Origin of the sequence: Kitasatospora sp. GP82 (assembly GCF_029892105.1) — a bacterium.
Lineage (GTDB): Bacteria > Actinomycetota > Actinomycetes > Streptomycetales > Streptomycetaceae > Kitasatospora.
The window spans coordinates 21424-34762 of the sequence record NZ_JARZAJ010000035.1; the positions used below are offsets into that span (position 1 = coordinate 21424).

Below are 13339 nucleotides of genomic sequence, written 5' to 3' on the forward strand. Positions count from 1 at the left end.
CCGATTTATGGGGATTGAAGCCAGTGGTCTTGCGGTGGTCGAGCAGTGTCAGTGCAACAAAAAACCCCTCGTGCCAAGGGCATGCGAGGGGTGGCGCGTCGGTCTTTCACGAGCAGGACTCCATGGTCCGCTCAGCCGACGCGCCCGCCAAGTACGAGAATTCGGGTGCGCATGGGACCGACCTTCCTCCCCTGCGGTGCCGAGTGTCAAGTGGGTGGGACGGCCGTCTCGCTATGCGGACCGCCGTTGGGACCGGCGCAACTGCCCGGCAAAGCCCGCCGATCCGGCAGGTCGGAGACCGTGTGATGGTGTACGACCCTCCCCCGGCCTCCGGCAGGGGGGACCCCCTCGCCGGCCGGCTCACGGCCACCCGATCGGGTGTCGGCGGCCAGGTAGGCGCGGCGACCCGAGGGCGGGCCCACGGGCCTCGGCAGCGGGTAGACCCGGCGGGCCAGCGCCCGGCGCAGCCGGTGCTCGTCCAGGGGCTGGGCGAAGGCGAGGCCCTGGCCCAGCCGGCAGCCCAGCTCCTGGAGGACGGAGATCTGGCGGGGCTGATCCACCCCCTCCGCCGTGGTGACCAGGCCGAGGTCGCGGCCGAGCCGCAGGGCGTGACCGGCCAGCACCCTGGTCAGGGTGGAGTCGGCGAGGTCCTGGACCAGGCTGCGGTCCAGCTTGAGCGCGTCGAAGGGCAGCCGGGCGAGCGCACCCAGCGAGCCGCCGCCCGCACCGAAGCCCGCGACCGCCGTGGACACCCCGTGGTGGCGCAGCGCGGCCAGCCGGCGGCCGAGCTCGTCGGCCTCGCCGTCCGGGCCCGTCCTGGCCAGCTCGATCACCAACTGCTCGGCGGGCAGGCCGGTCTCCCTGAGCACGCTGACGATGGTCTCGTAGATACCGGGGGCGCACAGCCGCTCGGCGCTGAGGCGGACGGTGACCGGGACGGGGACGGCACGCGGCCCGCCTGCGGCGGCGCGGCGGGCGGCCGCGGCGGTGACCGCCTCCTGGAGCATCCAGTGGGCGAAGCGGGTCGCGGCGTCACCCCGCTCGGCGGTGCGCAGGAACTCGGCCGGGGTGAGCACCAGGCCCTGGGCGGAGCGCCATCTGGCCTGCGCCTCGACGGCGGTGACCACCCCGGTGACGAGGTCCACCACGGGCTGGTGGAGGAGGGTGAAGCTGCCCTCCCGGACGGCGAGGCGCAGTCGCTCCTCCAGCTCGGCGCGGCGCTCCAACTCGGCCCGCATGGCCGGGGTGTAGAGCACCACCCGGCCCTTTCCCTCGGACTTGGCCCGGTACATCGCCAGGTCGGCGTTGCGCATCAGCTCGTCGGTGGCGGCCTTGGGGTCGGTCTCCGCCGTACCGGCGGCAGGGGCCTGGCCGCGCCGGCCGAAGGCGATGCCGATGCTGGCCGCGACGCCGAGCTCCGCGCCGCCGATCCAGTACGGCTCGGAGAGCGCGGCGCGGACCCGCTCGGCCAGGTCCTGGACCTGGGCGTGACCGAGCCGCCCGCAGACCAGGGCGGCGAACTCGTCGCCGCCGAAACGGGCGACGGTGTCCCCGGCGCGTACGGCGCCCTGGAGGCGGCGGGCGGCCTGGACCAACAGCTCGTCGCCGACCTGGTGTCCCGAGGTGTCGTTGACCGCCTTGAAGCCGTCCAGGTCGAGGAAGAGCACGGCCACGGTGGACTCGTCGGTGTCGGGGTGTTCGCGCGCGCCCTCGCCGGGGCGCTCGCCAGGACGGTCACCGGGGTGCTCGCCGGAGCGCTCGCCCAGGGCGGCGCGGACCTGCTGGGAGAACAGGGCGCGGTTGGGCAGGTCGGTGAGCGGGTCGTGGAAGGCGTTGTGGTGCAGCTGGGCCTGCAGTATCACCCGCTCGGTGACGTCCCGGCTGTTGAGGATCATCCCGTCCCGGTAGCGGTTGACGGTGGACTCGACATGCAGCCAGTGGCCGTCCCCCGAGCGGACCCGGCACTCCATCCGGGCCGAGGGCTCGGCGGCGCCCCCGTCGGCGCCGCGCCGCCCCGGATGCTGGCCCATCAGCCGCCGCATCCCGGCCAGCACCCGGTCCACGTCGTGCGGGTGGACCAGGTTGAGCAGGTTGCCGCCGACCAGTTCCTCCGGATCGCGGCTGTAGACGGTGAGCGTCGCCGGACTGACGTACGAGAGCACACCGTTGGCGTCCGCGATCATGATGACGTCGCTGGAACCCTGCACCAGGGAGCGGAAGTGCGCCTCCTTCTGGGCGAGTTCCTGCGCCAGCGAGAGGTTGTCCAGCAGCATCACCGCCTGCCGAAGGAGCAGGGCGAAGCCCACCGTGCAGGCCGATACGATCATCACGGGGTCCAACGGCCGTCCGCCCAGGGCGTTGTAGACGATTCCCGAGGTGCAGACGGCCGCCGCGACGTACGGGGTGAGAGCGCTGAAGGTGGTGGCCACCCGGCGGCGCGGGGCACCGCCGGCGGACGGGTGCTCTCGGCTCGGACGGCTGCGGTCGGGCGACCAGGGCGCCCAGGCGAGCAGCACACTGCCGGCGAACCAGCCGGCGTCCAGCAGCTCGCCGGAGTGGTAACTGCTCTGCAGTTCGGGCGAGGTGAACAGGGCGTCGCAGACCACCGTGACGGCCAGCCCGACCAGCGCGGTGTGCACGGCCGCCCGGTTGCCGTCCCGACCCCGGTTGCGCAGGCCCAGCACCAGGCTGACCAGCAGGATGTCCAGCACCGGGTAGGCCAGGCGCAGGGCGAGCCGCACCGGGTCGTCGCCCTCTCCCGCCGCGACCCGGCCGAGGGCCAGGCTCCAGCTGAGGGTGAAGAGCGAACCGGCCACCAGCCAGCCGTCCAGCAGCAGGCAGAGCCAGCCGGCCGCCGTCCGGGGGCGCTGGGCGAGTACCGCCACACCGATGATGGCCAGCGGGGCGAACAGCAGGAACGCGTACTCGGCGAGGGAGTCCCGGGGAACGGAGGTGCGCAGCAGCACCACCTCGTACCAGCCCCAGGTGCCGTTGCCGATGGCGATCATCAGGGAGGAGAGCCCGAACAGCAGCCAGGCCGGCCGGGAGGGACCGCCCGCGGTGCAGCCGTACAGCAGGCAGGAGAGGGCTGCGGCCAGCGCAGCCCCGGCCAGGCCGAAGTCCCCCATGAAGCTGGCCAGTTGGTGCGATCCCCAGCCGAGCGCCGCACCGAGCGCATAGCCCAGGCAGACGGTGACCAGCAGGGCGCCGGGGAGCCTGCCGCTGCGGGGATCCTCGATGCCCTCCCCGCCGCCATGGGTGCGGCCGTCACTGCCGCGGCCCCCGTGCGCACCGCCGTCGGGGCCGCCGTCCACGGGGGGCGCGGGCAGCACCGCATCGGTGGAGTTCACTCGACATCTCCCCCTCCGGCCCGAGGCGTGCACATGCCCGAGCCTCGGCCGTGCCACCGCGTGAAGTGATCTGACGCCACGTCACTCCAGCATCCCCGCAGGCTGCTTCCGGTACCCACAGAGGCGCTGGACGGAGCGGTTCCGCTACGCCGTACCGGTGTTCCCTCCCGGGACACTACACCACTCCGGTCACTCAATGAGACGCACATTCAACTTAGAGTAATGGCCTGTGCGTGGTGATGTGCCCCGTTCTCGGGCGGATCGCCCCGGTTGGCAGCGGCGCACGAGCGGGGCGCACGGGTCACTCGGACTATGCCCCAGCGGACACCAACTCCTCGGCCGGAAAGAGCCGCAGCCGGTGCGCGAGGGCCGCCGCCTGGCCGCGCGAGGCGACCTCCAGCTTGGCCAGAATGTTGGAGACGTGCACGCTCGCGGTCTTGGGCGAGATGTAGAGCTCCTCGGCGATCTGCCGGTTGGTACGGCCGAGGGTGAGCTGCCGCAGCACATCCCGCTCACGCGGGGTGAGGCCGAAGGTCTCGACGCCTTCGGGCGTTCGTTCGACAGCCTCGGAGATCCGTTCGGCCGGGCGGAGACCGGGAGCGAGCCCGGCCCGCTCGGCCAACCGTGCGATGTCCCACTCCAGTTGGCGATTCTCCCGGGCCGCTGCCAGCGCGCCCGCCTCCCGCAGCAGCTCGCTCGCCGCGGCCCGCTGCCCGGCAGTCGCGGCCGCCTCGGCACCCCGGTAGAGCGCGAGCAGCAACGGCTCACCGGAGTCGGCGGAGCGCAGCACCTCGATCGCCGCCGTCCAGTGCTCCGGTGTGTCGGCACCCTCGGCACGGGCCAGCTCGCCCCGCAGCAGCCGCAGCCAGCCGATGTGCAGCGGGACCTTGGGATCGAGCCCGGCGACCGCCCCGGAGATCCTGGCCAGCACCGCGGCGCGCCCCGGCCCGGCGGCCGGCAGGCCCCTGGTGTCCGCCTCGATCGCCGCCCCGTCGACCAGGACCGGGAGCACCCAGCCCGCGCCCGAGTCGACGAGCAGGCCGCTGGACGCCGCATACCGTTCGATCTCGGCGTCCAGTACGGCGAGCAGTTCGGCCCGCGCCTGAAGCGGGCGGCCCGAACGGGCGGCGATCCGCATCGCCAGCCGGGCGGTGGGCAGCGCGTGCTGCGGCTCGACGGCCTTGACCGCCGCCCTGGCCTTGGCCAGATATCCGGCAGCCGCCGCCGTGTCGCCCTGCTCCAGGGCGAGTTCGGCGCGCAGCCGGTCCAGGAACTCGTGGTACGCGCCGGAGCCCAACCGGTCGTCCCAGGCGGCCAGCAGCTCGGCGGCCTCGCGCGGGCGGCCGAGCAGCATCAGCGCCTCGGCCAGGTTGCCGGTCAGGATGGACCCGGTGTTGGCCAGCAGTCCGGTGCTGCCGGCCGCCTCCAGACCCCGGCGGGCCAGTTGCTCGGCCTCGGTCACCCGGCCCAGGCCCAGCAACTGGCTGGCCAGGTTGTTGAGGCCCCGGCAGTACAGGTCCGCGCCCAGCGTCCTGGACTTCTCGACCGCGTCGGTCAGCAGTGCGACGCCGCCCTCCAGGTCGCCGAAGTGCGCGTACAGGCTGCCCAGGGTCATCCGGGCGTGCTGTTCCACCCCGGCCGCACCGACCTGCCGGGCGATCTCCACCGCCCGCTCGGCCAGCGCGATGTCACCGACGGCCGGATGGCCCAGCATCGCGCGCGCGGCGGCCATCGCGAACACGTCCGCCTGCACGGCCGAGGGCCGGCGGTCCGCCACCAGCCGCTGGGCGTGTTCGATCTCCTCGTCGCCGCCGCTGCGGTGCAGATAGCCCAGCATCCGGGAGCGGTGCATCCGGAACCAGGCCGCACGCTCCGGGTTCTCCTGCTCGTCCACCAGCTTCAACGCCCGCTTGGCCAGGCGCAGTCCGCGTTCGCGGTCGCCGCTGCGGCGGGCTGCCACCACCGCCTCGGCGAGCACGTCCACCAGCTGGAGCCGGTCGCAGGAGGCGTCGTGGCCGGCGCCGTTCGCAGCCGTGGGCGCGCAGCCGCACGGCGGGTAGGTCTCGGCCCAGTCGTACGGGCGCAGGGTGTCGGCCAGCACCTCCTCGGAGACCTCGTCCCACAGCTCCAGCGCCCGTTCCAGCATCCGCAGCTGCTCGGCGAAGGCGTTGCGGCGGCGGGCCGCCCTGGCGGCCTCCAGAGCGGTCGGCAGCGCCCGCGCCGGATCGTGGGCGTGGTACCAGTAGTTGGCCAGCCGGGCCGGGCGGGTCTCACAGCCGACCAGGGTCTCGTTGGCCTCCAGCACGGTGGCGAAACGGCGGTTGATCCGGTAGCGCTCCCCGGGCAGCAGGTCCTCGGAGACCGCCTCGCGGACCAGGGCGTGCCGGAAGCGGTAGCCCTCGCCGTCGGTGTCCGGGCGCAGCACATTGGCGCCGACGGCGTTGCGCAGCGCCTCGATCAGCTCCTGCTCGCGCAGCGCCTCGGCCGACGCCGTCCCGCCCTCGTCCAGGACTGCGGCCAGCAGTGCGTGTTCGACGTACGAGCCGCCCTCGGCAGCGAATCTGATCACCTGCTGGGTCTCGTCCGGCAGGGCCTCGACCCGGACCATCAGGATGTCGCGGAGCGAGTCGGTCAGCCCGGCCGGACAGCCGTCCAGGTGGGCGCTGGCGAGTTCCTCGACGAAGAAGGGATTGCCCTCCGAGCGGCAGTGGATCCGGTCGATCAGGTCGCGGTCGAGGGTCTCGCTGCTCTCGGTGCCGAGAATGCCGGCCAGCTGCGCGGCGACCTCGTTGCGTCCGAATCTGGCCAGTTCCAGTCGCTGCACGGTGCGCAGCCGGTCGAGTTCGGCCAGAAAGGGCCGCAGCGGGTGGCGGCGGTGCAGGTCGTCGCTGCGGTAGGTGGCGACGATCAGGACCCGGGAGCGGTGCAGGGTGCGGATCAGATAGGCGAGCAGCTCCCGGGTGGAGCGGTCGGACCAGTGCAGGTCCTCGACGGCCAGCACCAGAGTCCGGTCGGCGGTCAGCCGCTCGAACAGGCGGGCGGTGTGCTCGAAGAGCCTGGCCCGGCCGAACTCGTCGTTCGGCTCGGCATCCGTCTCGCCGAACTCCGGCAGCAGCCTGGACAGATGGCCCGCCATACCCTCGGCGGCCCGGTCGAGTTCGGTGCCCAGCTTGCGGTGCAGCCGGCGCAGCGCGGTGGCCAGCGGCGCGTACGGGAGACCCTCGGCACCGACCTCCAGGCAGCCGCCGAGCGTGGTGACCACGGTCCTGCCGCACGAGGCCGTCAGGAACTCCTCCACCAGCCGGGTCTTGCCGACCCCGGCCTCACCGCCGATCAGCACCGTCTGCGGCTCCCCCGCCTCGGCCCGGCTCAGGGCCGAGGCCAGTGCGGTGGTCTCGGCGCCGCGGCCGACGAAGACAGGACTGATCGACGATATCTGCTCCACAGCGGCGAGCATGCCACAGCTGCCCGACGGCCACTGAGCGGTTGTCCCGGGGGCCGGACGGCCGGAAGGGGAGGCGCCGTTGGCGTCCTCCCCTTCCGCACCCGGGTTGTGCTCTTCTGTCAGCATTCGCCGAGCTGCGCGGCGCGCGGCGCGGTGACCGGGCTCCGCAGACCGCGGCCCAGCCGGGCCAGGACACCCGGGCGCCGACCGGCCGTACGGACCGCCAGCGCCTCGCGGACCAGGCGGTCGTGCTCGGCCCGACGCCGCAGCTCCTCGGTGCGGTTCTGGATGAGCTCGTACTCGAACATCGGGGTCCCCCTCGTACCGGACGACTGCCGGCCCCTTCGGCCGGTCCTCCGTCGTCCTGGTAAGAGACTCCTCCCCCAGAGGGGCACCCCGCATCGGCAGCATGCCGCATCTTCCGACGCCTCAGCTCCTTAGGCACGGGCATGCGTTGCACTGCCTGGGTACTTAGGGCGTCCGCCCGTAGGCAACCCATCAGGACGGGGGCATCCCAGGGGCGCGAGGCTCCAAGAACCGTGCATCGACCCCGTACAGCCCAAGGGGCGCGGGGAACTGCGCGAGCGACCCTGCACCTCCGTAGAGGGTTGCTCGCGCGGTTCCCGCGCCCCTTGGCGGTTGCCCTACTCAGGCCTGGACGCCGAGCTTCTCCAGGATGAGGTCCTTCACCCGGGCCGCGTCGGCCTGGCCGCGGGTGGCCTTCATGACCGCGCCGACCAGTGCGCCGACCGCGGCGACCTTGCCGTCACGGATCTTGGCGGCGACGGCCTCGTTCTCGGCGATGGCCTGGTCGACAGCCGCGCCGAGCGCCGAGTCGTCGGAGACGACGGCCAGGCCGCGCTGCTCCACGACCGCGTCCGGCTCGCCCTCGCCGGCCAGGACGGCCTCGATGACCTGACGGGCCAGCTTGTCGTTCAGCTTGCCCTCGGCGACCAGCGCGCAGACCCGGGCCACCTGGGCCGGGGTGATCGGCTGCTCGGCGAGGTCGGTGCCGGTCTCGTTGGCCCGGCGGGCCAGCTCGCCCATCCACCACTTGCGGGCCTGGTCGGCGGGGGCGCCGGCCGCGATGGTCTCCTGGATCGGCTCCACCGCACCGGCGTTGAGCACGGACTGCATGTCCTTGTCGGACAGGCCCCACTCGGCCTGCAGCCGGGCCCGGCGGACCCGCGGCAGCTCGGGCAGCGCGGCCCGCAGCTCCTCGACCCACTCCCGGGAGGGGGCGATCGGCACCAGGTCGGGCTCCGGGAAGTACCGGTAGTCCTCGGCGTTGTCCTTGATCCGGCCCGAGGTGGTGGTGCCGTTGTCCTCGTGGAAGTGCCGGGTCTCCTGGACGATGGAGCCGCCGTCGCTCAGCACCGCGGCGTGCCGCTGGATCTCGAACCGGGCGGCCCGCTCCACGCTGCGCAGGGAGTTGACGTTCTTGGTCTCCGAGCGCGTACCGAACTTCTCGGTGCCGTTCGGGCGCAGCGACAGGTTGACGTCGCAGCGCATCTGGCCCTTGTCCATCCGGGCCTCGGAGACGCCCAGCGCCTTGATCAGCTCGCGCAGCTCGGCGACGTACGCCTTGGCGACCTCGGGGGCACGCGCACCGGCACCCTCGATCGGCTTGGTGACGATCTCGATCAGCGGAATGCCGGCCCGGTTGTAGTCGAGCAGCGAGTGCGTGGCCCCGTGGATACGGCCGGTCGCGCCACCGACGTGGCTGGACTTGCCGGTGTCCTCCTCCATGTGGGCCCGCTCGATCTCGACCCGGAAGGTCTCCCCGTCCTCCAGCTGGACGTCGAGGTAGCCGTTGAAGGCGATCGGCTCGTCGTACTGGGAGGTCTGGAAGTTCTTCGGCATGTCCGGGTAGAAGTAGTTCTTCCGGGCGAACCGGCACCACTCGGCGATCTCGCAGTTCAGTGCCAGGCCGATCTTGATGGCCGACTCCACACCGATCGCGTTGACCACCGGCAGCGAGCCGGGCAGGCCGAGGCAGGTCGGGCAGGTCTGGGTGTTCGGCTCGGCCCCGAGCTCGGTCGAACAGCCGCAGAACATCTTGGTCTTGGTACCCAGCTCGACGTGGACCTCAAGGCCCATCACCGGGTCGTACGAGGCAAGAGCATCCTCGTACGGGACCAGGCTAACGACGCTCACAGCGTCCCCTTCACTAAAAGTCTTGGCGGTACGGGCCGTCAGCCCAGGAGGACGTCGTCGTCACCGAGCTGCCGGAGCTCGCGCACCAGCAGGGCGGTACCGGTGACCAGGGCCACGGCGCCGACCACGGCGTTGATCAGCTTGAGGGTGTCCTGCTCCAGGCGTGCCTTCTTGACGTCCTTGACGATCGAGACCGCTCCGAAGGCGCTGGTGCCGATGGACAGCCACAGACCCGGCTTCGAGTGCTTGAAGCCCTTTGCCTTTGCCACAGTGCTGCTCACAGAGCCGGTGCCTCCTCCAGCAGGGTGTGTCCCCACTTGTCGTTGAGTGCGGCCTCGACGGCGCCGCCCACCCGGTAGAGGCGGTCGTCCGCCATCGCGGGGGCGATGATCTGCAGGCCGACCGGGAGATCATCCTCCGGGGCCAGACCGCAGGGCAGCGACATGGCCGCGTTGCCCGCGAGGTTCGAGGGGATGGTGCACAGGTCCGCCAGGTACATCGCCATCGGGTCGTCGGCTCGCTCGCCGATCGGGAAGGCGGTGGTCGGCGTGGTCGGCGAGATCAGCACGTCGACGCCGGCGAAAGCGGCGTCGAAGTCGCGCGAGATCAGGGTGCGGACCTTCTGGGCCGAGCCGTAGTAGGCGTCGTAGTAGCCCGAGGAGAGCGCGTAGGTGCCGAGGATGATGCGGCGCTTGACCTCGTCGCCGAAGCCTGCCTCGCGGGTGAGGGCGGTGACCTCCTCGGCGGAGCGCGTACCGTCGTCGCCGACCCGCAGGCCGTAGCGCATGGCGTCGAAGCGGGCCAGGTTGGAGGACGCCTCGCTCGGCGCGATCAGGTAGTACGCGGGCAGCGCGAGGGTGAAGGACGGGCAGGAGACCTCGACGACCTCCGCGCCCAGCTCGCGCAGCAGCTCGACGCTCTCGTTGAAGCGCTGCATCACGCCGGCCTGGTAGCCCTCGCCGGCGAACTCCTTCACCACACCGATCCGCATGCCGCGCACGTCGCGCAGCTTGGCGGCCTCGACCACGGCCGGGACCGGCGCGTCGATGGAGGTGGAGTCCAGCGGGTCGTACCCGGCGATGGCCTCGTGCAGCAGGGCCGCGTCGAGGACGGTACGGGCGCAGGGGCCGCCCTGGTCCAGGGAGGAGGAGAAGGCGACCAGGCCGTAGCGGGAGACCGTGCCGTAGGTCGGCTTCACACCGACCGTGCCGGTGACGGCGCCGGGCTGGCGGATCGAACCGCCGGTGTCGGTGCCGATGGCCAGCGGGGCCTCGAAGGCCGCCAGCGCGGCAGCCGAACCGCCGCCGGAGCCACCGGGGATGCGGGTGAGGTCCCACGGGTTGCCGGTCGGACCGTAGGCGGAGTTCTCGGTGGAGGAGCCCATCGCGAACTCGTCCATGTTGGTCTTGCCGAGGATGACCACGCCGGCGTCCTTCAGACGGCTCGTCAGCGTGGCGTCGTACGGCGGGATCCAGCCTTCGAGGATCTTGGAGCCGCAGGTGGTCGGGACGCCCTCGGTGGTGAAGACGTCCTTGAGCGCCAGCGGGACACCGGCCAGCGGGCCCAGCTTCTCGCCCTTGGCGCGCTTCTCGTCCACCGCGCGGGCGGCCTTGAGGGCGCCCTCGGTGTCGACGTGCAGGAAGGCGTTGACCTTCTTGTCGACGGCGTCGATACGGTCCAGGTGGGCCTGGGCCACCTCGGCCGCGCTCACCTCGCCGGCGGCGATGGCGGAAGCGGTCTCGGCCGCGGTGTAGCGGATCAGGTCGGTCATCTCGGTCAGTCCTCCCCGAGGATCTGCGGCACTCGGAAACGCTGCTCCTCGGCGGCCGGGGCGCCGGAGAGCGCCTGCTCCGGGGTGAGCGACGGCCGCACCTCGTCCGCCCGCATGACGTTGGTCAGCGGAAGCGGGTGGGAGGTCGGCGGGACGTCCTGTCCGGCGACCTCGGAAACGCGGGCGACCGCGCCGATGATCACGTCGAGCTGCTCGGCGAAGTGGTCCAGCTCTTCGGCCTGCAACTCAAGACGCGACAGCCGAGCGAGGTGGGCAACCTCCTCGCGCGTGATGCCAGGCATGCAGCGATCCTCAAGGTGAGTTCTGGATGAGGCCGGACACCAGGTGTCCGGCCCGGGCGGGGGCCTCTCGGGCACACCCGTCCTCTTGGTCTAGACACACATCCTATGGCCCGTGCCATGGACATCGGCCACGGGAATACCGGGGAGCGCGCCTTGCCCGGGCCGATCAGCAGCACGGAGGCCGGATAAGACCCTCCGGCAATTGGGGGGTGGGTGAAGGAGCGGCGGTGGGGTGCGTGCAGCGCAGGGCGGAGGAGGGAGTAGCAGCGGAGCTGCGGCGACCGACGGCAACGCGGCGAGGTGCGTGCCCCGGCGTCGCGACGCCGCCACCCAATTGCCGGAGGGTCTGAGGACGAGCCCCGTCCGGCGCGCCGGACGGGGCCCAGGCCCTGCCTTGGATCACTGCGGCGTGGTGGGTGCCCGCAGCTCCGGCTGGACGATCGCGGAGCACGGGGGGCTGATCGCCTGGCGGGGCTGACCGAGCGCCGGGCGGGGCTGGCTGATCGCGGGGCGGGGCTGCGGCACCGGCGGCGCCGCCACCAGCTCGACCGGCGGCGCCCCCGTGCGGTGCACCATCAGCCAGGCGGTGGCCTGGTCGGCGGGCAGCGCGGCGGAGACCAGCCAGCCCTGGACGGCGTCCACGCCGAGGCTGTGCAGCTGCTCCCAGGTCTCGTCGTCCTCGACGCCCTCGGCGACCACCGTCAGCCCGAGCGAGTGCGCCAGCTCGACCGAGCAGCGGACCACCGCCGCATCGTGGTCGTCGGCGACCATCCGGGAGACGAAGGAACGGTCGATCTTCAGCTCACCGACCGGCAGGCTGCGCAGCCGCACCAGCGAGGAGTGCCCGGTGCCGAAGTCGTCCAGCGACATGCCGACGCCGAAGCGGCGCAGCTCTGCCAGGGTGTCGGCGGCGAGCCTGGAGTCGTCCAGCAGCAGCCGCTCGGTGATCTCCAGCTGGAGGGCGTGCGCGGGCACCTGGTGGCGGCCGAGGTGGTCCGCGACCCGTCCCGCGAAGCCGGGGTTGAGCACATCGCGCGGCGAGACGTTGACGGCGACCTGCACCTGGAGGCCCTGGGCCCGCCAGGCTGCGAGCTGGCCGACGGCCGCCTCCAGCACGTAGTCGGTGAGCCGGGGCATCAGGCCGCTGGACTCGGCCAGCCCGATGAACTCGTCCGGGGGAACCCGGCCCTGGCCCGGCCGCTCCCAGCGCACCAGCGCCTCCAGGCCGACCACCCGGCCGTCGAAGGCCACCTTCGGCTGGTAGTGCAGCAGGACCTCACCGGCCTCCAGGGCCCGGCGCAGATCGCCGAGCAGACCTATCCGGTACGGGGTGTCGATGTCCCTGGCCTCGTCGTACTGCTCGACGCCGCTGCGCCGGTGCTGGGCGTGGCCCATGGCGACGTCGGCGCGGCGCAGCAGGGCCTCGGCGTCCTGGGCGTGCTCGGGGTAGACGCAGACCCCGGCGCTGGCCTCCAGGACCAGCAGCAGGCCGTCGAGCCGGATGGGCGCGGCGAGCTCGGCGATCAGCGCCTTGGCCACGCGCTCCAGGGTCTCGGGGCGGCCGACGCCGGGAAGCAGGACGGCGAACTCGTCCCCGCCGAGCCGGGCGACCACCGGGCGGCCGCCGTTCTGCATCGTCGGCGGCAGGCTGGAGAAGACGTCGTCCGGGTCCTCCCGTCCCGGGTGGTGGGTGCCGGTGCGCAGCGCGCGGTGCAGACGGCGGGCGATGTGCACGAGTAAGCGGTCGCCCGCGGTGTGTCCGAGTGCGTCGTTGAGCGATCGGAAACGGTCGAGGTCGAGCAGGATCAGCCCGACGCTGTACTCCTCCTCGCCATCGTGTTCGGCGATCGCCTCCTGCGCCGCCAGCAGCAGGGCATGGCGATTCGGCAGATCGGTGAGCGGATCGGTCAGTTGATCCCGGGCGCGGTCCCGCGCCATCCGCCAGGCGGCGACCAGTACGGCCAGCGGCACCGCGAAGAGCGGCAACAGCTCGGGCTCGTACCGGTAGACCAGAACGGCCAGCGGTATGAGCGGCGCGGCGCCGGCCAGCAGCACGCCGAGCAGCAGGACCGCACCTGCCACCCCCTGCGGCGGGCGTGTGGGCGCACCGCCGGTCGTACGATCCATATGCCCTGTCCTCCGTCGGGCCCGCCCCGTCAGGCCGCCTTTCGGTGCGGCACCTGCTGGTGCCGGTGGGCGCCAGTGACGGGGCGTCCCCTGCGGAACCGGATTGCAAGCCCGGTGCCGCCAACCCCTGCTGACACTCTGTTGCGCACCAGGGTATGCCGGTGTCCGCCGGGAGGGCGGACTTTCG

The 13339-nt window shown here is 72.5% G+C and carries 7 protein-coding genes and 1 pseudogene; all 8 read right to left on the bottom strand.

Features of this window, described 5'->3' with window-relative positions:
- Positions 1 to 206: 206 nt before the first annotated feature.
- Positions 207 to 3350, bottom strand: coding sequence for an EAL domain-containing protein (locus tag P3T39_RS28150; protein ID WP_280701869.1), 3144 nt, complete (start codon positions 3348 to 3350; stop codon positions 207 to 209).
- Between the two features lie 310 nt (positions 3351 to 3660).
- The gene (locus P3T39_RS28155) at positions 3661 to 6795 is read right to left on the bottom strand and encodes an AAA family ATPase (RefSeq protein WP_348534394.1); all 3135 of its coding nucleotides are present in this window, start codon (positions 6793 to 6795) and stop codon (positions 3661 to 3663) included.
- 119 nt (positions 6796 to 6914) lie between these two features.
- Complete coding sequence (locus P3T39_RS28160) at positions 6915 to 7103, bottom strand: hypothetical protein (protein WP_280701873.1); 189 nt, start codon at positions 7101 to 7103, stop codon at positions 6915 to 6917.
- 340 nt (positions 7104 to 7443) lie between these two features.
- A complete protein-coding gene (gene gatB / locus P3T39_RS28165; RefSeq protein ID WP_280701875.1) occupies positions 7444 to 8952 on the bottom strand; it encodes an Asp-tRNA(Asn)/Glu-tRNA(Gln) amidotransferase subunit GatB in 1509 nt (502 codons plus the stop codon).
- Positions 8953 to 8990: 38 nt separating this feature from the next.
- Entirely contained in the window at positions 8991 to 9233 is a 243-nt protein-coding gene (locus tag P3T39_RS28170; RefSeq protein ID WP_280701877.1) for a hypothetical protein, read from the bottom strand.
- Positions 9230 to 10723: an Asp-tRNA(Asn)/Glu-tRNA(Gln) amidotransferase subunit GatA gene (gatA, locus tag P3T39_RS28175; RefSeq protein ID WP_280701879.1), complete on the bottom strand. Its 1494-nt coding sequence runs from the start codon at positions 10721 to 10723 to the stop codon at positions 9230 to 9232. The genes P3T39_RS28170 and gatA overlap by 4 nt, the downstream gene beginning before the upstream one ends.
- 5 nt (positions 10724 to 10728) lie before the next feature.
- Positions 10729 to 11025, bottom strand: a complete 297-nt coding sequence (gene gatC, locus P3T39_RS28180; protein WP_035797834.1) for an Asp-tRNA(Asn)/Glu-tRNA(Gln) amidotransferase subunit GatC — start codon at positions 11023 to 11025, stop codon at positions 10729 to 10731.
- A 399-nt stretch (positions 11026 to 11424) separates the two neighbouring features.
- Positions 11425 to 13089 (bottom strand): annotated as a pseudogene (locus P3T39_RS28185) (bifunctional diguanylate cyclase/phosphodiesterase); the annotation flags it as partial.
- Positions 13090 to 13339 lie beyond the last annotated feature (250 nt).

Excerpts from the sequence above, each read along its gene's own strand:
- gatC (WP_035797834.1), bottom strand. The coding sequence starts at position 11,025 with ATGCCTGGCATCACGCGCGAGGAGGTTGCCCACCTCGCTCGGCTGTCG.
- P3T39_RS28160 (WP_280701873.1), bottom strand. The coding sequence starts at position 7,103 with ATGTTCGAGTACGAGCTCATCCAGAACCGCACCGAGGAGCTGCGGCGT.
- gatA (WP_280701879.1), bottom strand. The coding sequence starts at position 10,723 with ATGACCGACCTGATCCGCTACACCGCGGCCGAGACCGCTTCCGCCATC.